Annotated in this window: 8 protein-coding genes and 1 pseudogene; 6 read left to right on the top strand and 3 right to left on the bottom strand. The window is 70.7% G+C overall.

Annotated elements, in window-relative coordinates:
- Positions 1-60 precede the first annotated feature (60 nt).
- Together MBELCI_RS14145 and uraH are read right to left on the bottom strand one after the other, a co-directional pair.
- A complete protein-coding gene (locus MBELCI_RS14145) occupies positions 61-891 on the bottom strand; it encodes a bifunctional allantoicase/(S)-ureidoglycine aminohydrolase (protein WP_021694933.1) in 831 nt (276 codons plus the stop codon).
- 57 nt (positions 892-948) lie between these two features.
- On the bottom strand, positions 949-1,302 hold the full coding sequence (gene uraH / locus MBELCI_RS14140) for a hydroxyisourate hydrolase (protein WP_021694932.1): 354 nt from the start codon (positions 1,300-1,302) through the stop codon (positions 949-951).
- 275 nt (positions 1,303-1,577) lie between these two features.
- Here uraH and pqqA point away from each other — a divergent pair, with 275 nt between their 5' ends.
- The 6 genes and pseudogenes from pqqA (at position 1,578) to MBELCI_RS14110 (ending at position 5,814) form a co-directional block, all read left to right on the top strand.
- Positions 1,578-1,658, top strand: coding sequence for a pyrroloquinoline quinone precursor peptide PqqA (gene pqqA, locus MBELCI_RS14135; protein ID WP_045320211.1), 81 nt, complete (start codon positions 1,578-1,580; stop codon positions 1,656-1,658).
- A 40-nt stretch (positions 1,659-1,698) separates the two neighbouring features.
- Positions 1,699-2,621, top strand: a pseudogene (pqqB, locus tag MBELCI_RS14130) (pyrroloquinoline quinone biosynthesis protein PqqB).
- A 5-nt stretch (positions 2,622-2,626) separates the two neighbouring features.
- Entirely contained in the window at positions 2,627-3,391 is a 765-nt protein-coding gene (gene pqqC / locus MBELCI_RS14125; protein WP_045320214.1) for a pyrroloquinoline-quinone synthase PqqC, read from the top strand.
- Positions 3,388-3,693: a pyrroloquinoline quinone biosynthesis peptide chaperone PqqD gene (gene pqqD / locus MBELCI_RS14120; RefSeq protein ID WP_021694928.1), complete on the top strand. Its 306-nt coding sequence runs from the start codon at positions 3,388-3,390 to the stop codon at positions 3,691-3,693. Before pqqC ends, pqqD begins: the two co-directional genes overlap by 4 nt.
- Positions 3,693-4,862: a pyrroloquinoline quinone biosynthesis protein PqqE gene (gene pqqE, locus MBELCI_RS14115; RefSeq protein WP_200861286.1), complete on the top strand. Its 1,170-nt coding sequence runs from the start codon at positions 3,693-3,695 to the stop codon at positions 4,860-4,862. Before pqqD ends, pqqE begins: the two co-directional genes overlap by 1 nt.
- Positions 4,849-5,814 carry an alpha/beta fold hydrolase gene (locus tag MBELCI_RS14110; protein WP_021694926.1) on the top strand — a complete coding sequence of 322 codons (966 nt, stop codon included), beginning with the start codon at positions 4,849-4,851 and terminating at the stop codon, positions 5,812-5,814. Before pqqE ends, MBELCI_RS14110 begins: the two co-directional genes overlap by 14 nt.
- Here MBELCI_RS14110 and MBELCI_RS14105 read toward each other — a convergent pair.
- Complete coding sequence (locus MBELCI_RS14105) at positions 5,801-6,634, bottom strand: shikimate dehydrogenase family protein (protein WP_021694925.1); 834 nt, start codon at positions 6,632-6,634, stop codon at positions 5,801-5,803. The two genes, MBELCI_RS14110 and MBELCI_RS14105, sit on opposite strands and share 14 nt — an antisense overlap.
- Between the last annotated feature and the right edge of the window lie 177 nt (positions 6,635-6,811).

The raw sequence follows: 6,811 nt of genomic DNA, 5'->3' as shown, positions 1-6,811 counted from the left end.
TCTCGGCCCGTCAGGAGGCGGCGATGGCCGAGGCCGCGGCGTCCGAGCCCGGCTGACGCCTCAGCGCCGCGCCGGAAAGGCCGCGTGGCGGTTCACGTCCTTGTAGAGCAGATAGCGGAACGGCCCCGGCCCGCCCGCGTAGCAGGCCTGCGGGCAGAAGGCGCGCAGCCACATGAAGTCGCCCGCCTCGACCTCGACCCAGTCGCGGTTGAGCTTGTAGACCGCCTTGCCCTCGAGCACGTAGAGCCCGTGCTCCATCACATGCGTCTCCTCGAAGGGGATCACCCCGCCGGGCTGGAAGGTGACGATGGTGACATGCATGTCATGGCGCATGTCGGACGGATCGACGAAGCGCGTCGTGGCCCAGCGGCCTTCGGTGCCCGGCATCTCGGTCGGCGTCACCCGCGCGTCCGAGGTGACGATCGGGTCGGGCCGGTCCAGCCCCTCGACCGGCTCATAGAGCTTGCGGATCCAGTGGAACCGCGCGGGACCGTCCCCCGTGGCGCGCAGGCTCCAGCGCATGTCGGCGGGCAGATAGGCATAGCCGCCCGCCCCCATCTCGTGGCGCGCGCCGTCGATCTCGATCTCGAGCGCGCCCTCGGTGACGAAGATCACCCCCTCGACCCCCGCCGCCGTCTCGCCGCGCGCGGCACCGCCGCCGGGCTGCACCTCCATCACGTATTGCGAGAAGGTCTCGGCAAATCCCGAAAGCGGCCGCGCGATGACCCAAAGCCGCGTGCCCTCCCACAGGGGCAGAAAGCTCGTGGTGATGTCGCGCATCGTGCCCGCCGGCAGCACCGCATAGGCCTCGGTGAAGACCGCGCGCCCGGTCATCAACGCGGTCTGCGCGGGGTGGCCGCCCGTCTGGGCGAAATAGCTGGGCGTGGTCATGGCTCTCTCCATCGGCTGGGCCGGTCGGGGTCTGGCGGGCGGTCGGGCCCGCGTGTTTCAGCTGCCGCGATAGGTCGAATAGCCGAAGGGCGAAACCAGAAGCGGCACGTGGTAGTGCCTGGCCTCCGACAGGCCGAAGCGCAGCGGCACGAGGTCGAGGAATCGCGGGCTGCCGCTGTCGGTGCCGCAGGCGTCGAGATAATCACCCACCGCGAAGACCAGCTCATAGGTGCCGGTCGCGAACTCGGCCTCGGGCAGGATCGGCGTGTCGGTGCGCCCGTCGGCATTGGTGACAAGGCGGCGCAGCACCTCGCGCCCGGCCCCGTCGATCCGCGCCAGCTCGACCCCGAGCCCCGCCGCCGGGCAGCCCCGCGCCGTGTCCAGAACATGCGTCGTCAGATACCCGCCCATCGCAAGGCCCCCCTGTTGTCCGGCCCCGAGCATAGCGCGCCGCGCCCCGTGCGAAACCACACAGCGCGAGACGGTCCTTCAAGATTTTCGAGAGACCCGGCCAGACACCCCGCCAGAAACCCGCGACGGCATGGCACGATGGGCGCGACGGATCGCGCCGTCTCTACGACCTTCCGCCAATACTGGCACCCCGTCGCCGCTGCTAGGCTCGGCGTCACGGGCCATCGCCGCCCGCCGCCGGTCCCGCCGGCGGATCGCAACGCTAGGAGTGACCCATGACCTGGAAGGCCCCCGTTATCGTCGAAGTCGAAGTCGGCATGGAAATCAACATGTACGCCTGCGCCAAGCGGTCGTGACGACCGCGCCCCGCCCGCCACGACCCAAGGGAGGCCCCTGATGCTCAGGATCGTCGTTCTCGGCGCCGCGGCGGGCGGGGGATTCCCGCAATGGAACTGCAATTGCGAGGGCTGCCGCGCCGCGCGCGCCGCACCCGAAACCCAGCAGGGTCAGGCCGGCATCGCGATCAGCGCCGATGGCGACAACTGGTTCCTGGTCAACGCCTCGCCCGACATCCGCCAGCAGATCAACGCCACGCCCTGCCTGCACCCGCGCGTGGGGCGGTTGCGCGACAGCCCCGTCGCGGGCGTGATCCTCACCAATGGCGAGGTCGACGCTGTGGCGGGGCTGCTGTCGCTGCGCGAGGGCACGCCCCTGACCATCTATGGCCACGCCCGCGTGCTCGGGGTCTTGGCCGAGAACAGCCTGTTCGGCGTGCTGCATCCCGACCTCGTCGCCCGCCGCGAGATCGCGCCCGACGCCCCGTTCGAGCCGCGCCTGCCCGATGGCCGCGCCTCGGGCCTCGTGGTCGAGGCCTTCGAGGTGCCGGGCAAGCCCGCATGGTATCTGGAAGGCGAGGCGGAGCCCGGCGCGGAGCGCCCCGGCGACACTCTGGGCCTGCGCGTCGGCACCACCGATGGCGGGCCAAAGGTCTTCATCATCGCCGCCTGCGGCCGCGTCACTCCGGATCTGGCCGAACGGCTGCGCGGTGCGGCGATGGTGCTGTTCGACGGCACGCTGTGGCGCGACGACGAACTGATCGAGCAGGGTCTGCACCACAAGACCGGGCGGCGCATGGGCCATATCTCGGTCTCGGGGCCGACGGCGCGATCGCCCGCCTCGCCGATCTGGGCATCGCGCGAAAGCTCTTCGTGCATATCAACAACTCGAACCCGCTGCTGCGCCCGCACAGCGCCGAGAGGGCCGAGGCCGAGGCGGCGGGATGGCGGGTGCCCCGCGCCGGTGAGGAGATCTCCCCATGACCGAAATGAGCTTCGACAGCTCCTTTGCCTATACGGAGGAGCCGCTGGAAAGCGCCGCGGCGCTGGAGCGGCGGCTGCGCGCCATCGGGGCCGCGCGTTACCACGATCTGCACCCGTTCCACGACATGCTGCATGGCGGGCGGCTCGATCTGGGACAGGTGCAGGCCTGGGCGCTGAACCGCTGGTATTACCAGTCCTCGATCCCGATCAAGGACGCGGTGGTGCTGTCGCGGTTTCGCGACCGCGAGACCCGGATGGAATGGCGCCACCGGATCGAGGATCACGACGGCTCGCCCGGCGACGAGGGCGGCCTTGACCGCTGGCTGGCGCTGACCACCGGTCTCGGCCTCGACGAGGGCTATGTCACCTCGGCGCGCGGTATCCTGCCCGCCACCCGCTTTGCGGTCGACGCCTATGTCAGCTTCGTCGGCACCCGCTCGCCGCTCGAAGCGATCGCTTCCTCGCTGACCGAGCTTTTCGCCCCGAACCTGCACGAGCGGCGCATCTCGGGGATGCTGGCGCATTACGATTTCGTCCACCCCGGCATCATGACCTATTTCCAGCGCCGTCTCGGGCAGGCGCCGCGCGACGCGGGCTTCGCCCTCGACTACGTCAAGACCCATGCCCGCACCCCCGAAGCGCGCGCTCTGGTCTGCGAGGCGCTGATCTTCAAGACCGACGTGCTCTGGGTGCAGCTCGACGCGCTTTACCACGCCTATGTCACCGGCCACCCGCCGCCCGGCGCGTTCCGGCCGGAGGGGGCGGCATGAGCGAGGCGCGGGCCGCTCTGGGGCCCCAAAGCCGCCCCGCCCTGCCCCGCTTCGTGAAGCTCAGGCACGACCGCGCGCGCGGCATCTGGGTGCTGCTCGCCCCCGAACGCGTGCTGGTGCCCGACGAGACGGCGGTAGAGGTGCTGAAGCTCTGCGACGGGGCAACGACTCTGGACGAGATCGCCGCCGCCCTCGCGCGCCGCTACGATGCGCCTCGGGCGGCGATCCTGACCGACATCGCCGCGATGCTCGACGATCTCGCGGCCAAGGGGTTTTTGCGCGACATGAGCGAGGCGTCATGATGGACGGCGACACCATGGGCGGGCTGTCGCCCGCCGCCACCGCCCGCTTCGGCATCCCCGTGGCGGTGCTGGCCGAGATCACCCATCGCTGCCCGCTGCAATGCCCCTACTGCTCCAACCCGGTCGAGATGGAGCGCGCGCAGGCCGAGCTTTCCACCGAGGACTGGTTGCGGGTGCTGGGCGAGCTAGCCGATCTCGGGGTTCTTCAGGTGCATTTCTCGGGCGGCGAACCCCTGGTGCGGCGCGATCTCGAACGCCTCGTCGCCCGCGCCGCCGAGGTCGGTCTCTACACCAACCTCATCACTTCCGCCGTGACCCTGACGCGCGAACGTCTCGCGGCCTTGGCCGAGGCCGGTCTCGATCACGTGCAGATCAGCTTTCAATCGAGCGAGGAGGGTCTGGGCAACCGCATCGGCGGCTATCGCAAGGGCCATGCCAAGAAGCTGGAAGCGGCCACTTGGGTGCGCGATCTGGACCTGCCGCTCACCGTCAACGCGGTGATGCACCGCCAGAACCTGCACCAGCTGCCCGAGATCATCGAGATGGCGGTCGCGCTCGACGCGGCCCGGCTCGAGGTCGCCAACGTGCAGTATTACGGCTGGGCGCTCAGGAACCGCGCCGCCCTGATGCCGACGCTGGCGCAGATCGAAACGGCGAGCGCCGTGGTCGAGGCGGCGCGCGCGCGGCTCGGGCCGCGCCTCGTCATCGATTATGTCGAGCCTGACTACTACGCCGCGCGCCCCAAGAAATGCATGGGCGGCTGGGGGCGGCAGTTCTTCAATATCTCGCCCTCGGGCAAGGTGCTGCCCTGCCACGCCGCCGAGACGATCACCGCGCTCGACTTCGACAGCGTGCGCGACCGCCCCCTCGCGTGGATCTGGGAGCATTCGCACGCGCTCAACCTCTATCGCGGCACCGACTGGATGCCGGAACCCTGCCGGGGCTGCGCCCACAAGGAGGAGGATTACGGCGGCTGCCGCTGTCAGGCCTTCGCGCTGACAGGCGAGGCGGGCGCCACCGACCCCGCCTGCGCCCTGTCGCCGCGCCACGAGGAGATCTTCGCCGCGGCGCTGCGCGACAGCGCGACGGGCAGCGACCGCTTCACCTATCGCAACTTCGCCGGCGGCACGCTTGAACCTGTGACGGAACCGGCCGATGACGCGGGCTGATCCGGCCTTCGCGGGCCATGTCGTGATGACCGACGGGCACGAGATCTATGCCGAGCTGACCGGCCCCGAGGATGCGCTTCGGGCGGTGTTCCTGCATGGCGGCCCCGGCAGCGGCTGCCAGCCCGCGCATCGCGCGCTGTTCGGCCCCGACACCCGCCTTCTCATGTTCGATCAGCGCGGCGCGGGCCGGTCTGCGCCCCGGCGCGGCCGCGACGCCAACACAACCGCGCATCTGGTGGCCGACATCGAACGCCTGCGTCGGCATTTCGGCATCGACCGCTGGCTGGTGGTGGGCGGATCATGGGGCGCGACGCTGGCGCTGGCCTATGCGCAGGCGCATCCCGACCGCGTGCGCGGCCTCGTGCTGCGCTCGGTGTTCCTCGGCACGCGGGCCGAGCTCGAAGCCGTGTTCCTCGACACGCTGCCGCGCTTTTACCCCGGCCTGTGGGAGGATTTCGTGTCGCTCCTGACCCCGTCCGAGCGCGCCGATCCGCTGGGCGCCTACTGGGCGCGCATCCTCGATCCCGACCCCGCGCGTCACCGCGCCGCCGCATGGGCATGGCACGACACCGAACGCATCCTGTCGCAAATCCGCCCCGCCGCCACCCGGCTCGATCTTGCCGCCCTCGACGATCCCGCCCGCGGCCTGCCCGCCACGCCCTTCATGGAGGCGCATTACTTTCGCAACGACTGTTTTCTCAACGCGCCGCTGCTGTCTCGCGCCGACCGGCTGCGTGGCATTCCCGGCGTCATCGTGCAGGCGCGCTACGACCTGCTCTGCCCGCCCGCCACCGCCCACGCGCTGGCGCGGCGCTGGGATGCCGCCCGCATCGTCGACGTCGCCGATGCGGGCATTCGATGGACGATAGCGGCACGGCGCAAGCGCTGCGCGCGGCCATTGCCGACATGGGCTGACCTCGGCCCAAGCCCCGCGGCGCTCACCCTTCCCTGAGACGGGCGCGCAGGGCGTCCTCGTCGAGGCTGCGACCGGTGAAGAGGCGCGAGGCATGGACGCCCTGATGGAAATAAAGCTCCCAGCCCGAGAGGATCTGCAGCCCTTCGGCCCCGGCCTCGGTGAGAAATCGGGTCTGCTCCGGCGTATAGACCGCGTCGAAGGCCCAGCCCGCCCCCGCCATCGCCGCGCGCGCAAGCGGCGTGCCGGGATGCCCCTCCATGCCGACCGGGGTGCAGTTGATCAGCCCGTCGGCCCCCGTGGCGGCGGCGGCGGCGGCGGCATGCACCTCGACCGTCATCCCGGGGGCTGCGGCCCGCAGCGCTGTGGCCAGCGCCTCGGCCTTGGCCGGATCGCGATCGACCAGCCGCAGCGACGTGGCCCCCAGCCCCGCCAGACCGAAACCCACCGCCCGCCCGACCCCGCCGGTGCCGATCATCAGCACCGTGCCGGGACGCGCCGTGCCGCGCAGCCGCGCATAGGCCGCGCGAAACCCGGTGTAGTCGGTGTTGTGCCCCTTGGGGCCGTCCGCCTCGAACAGCACCGTGTTGACCGCGCCGATGCCGCGCACCAACGGGTCCTCGACCGTGACCTTGCGCGCCGCGATCTCCTTGTAGGGATAGGTGACGTTGATGCCGCGATAGCGGCGCGCACAATCGGCAAAGACCGCGTCGAAGCCGCGCCCCAAATCGGCGGGGATCAGGCTGTCATAGGTGGTGGGCAGGCCCAGCATCTCGCCCGCGACGCGGTGCAGCAAGGGTGAGCGCGAGGCGCGGATGTTGTCGCCGATCAGGCCGAGGCGGAGGATGTCACTGTGCATGGGAGTCTCGCGTCATGGTGGTCATCCCCATGTCAGCGACAAGCCGGGCCGTCCGCAACGGCGCATTCGCACGACGCCTGTCGATACGCAGGCGGTGTCGCGGCCCCGAACATCGGGGCCGCGATGGATGCCGACGGCGCGCCGCCGAACCGGGGACAACCCCGGCCCGGCGACGCG

The organism is Limimaricola cinnabarinus LL-001 (genome assembly GCF_000466965.1).
Taxonomy (GTDB): domain Bacteria; phylum Pseudomonadota; class Alphaproteobacteria; order Rhodobacterales; family Rhodobacteraceae; genus Limimaricola; species Limimaricola cinnabarinus.
The sequence above is the reverse complement of the archived record's forward strand: the minus strand, read 5'-3'. Positions and strand labels throughout refer to the sequence as shown.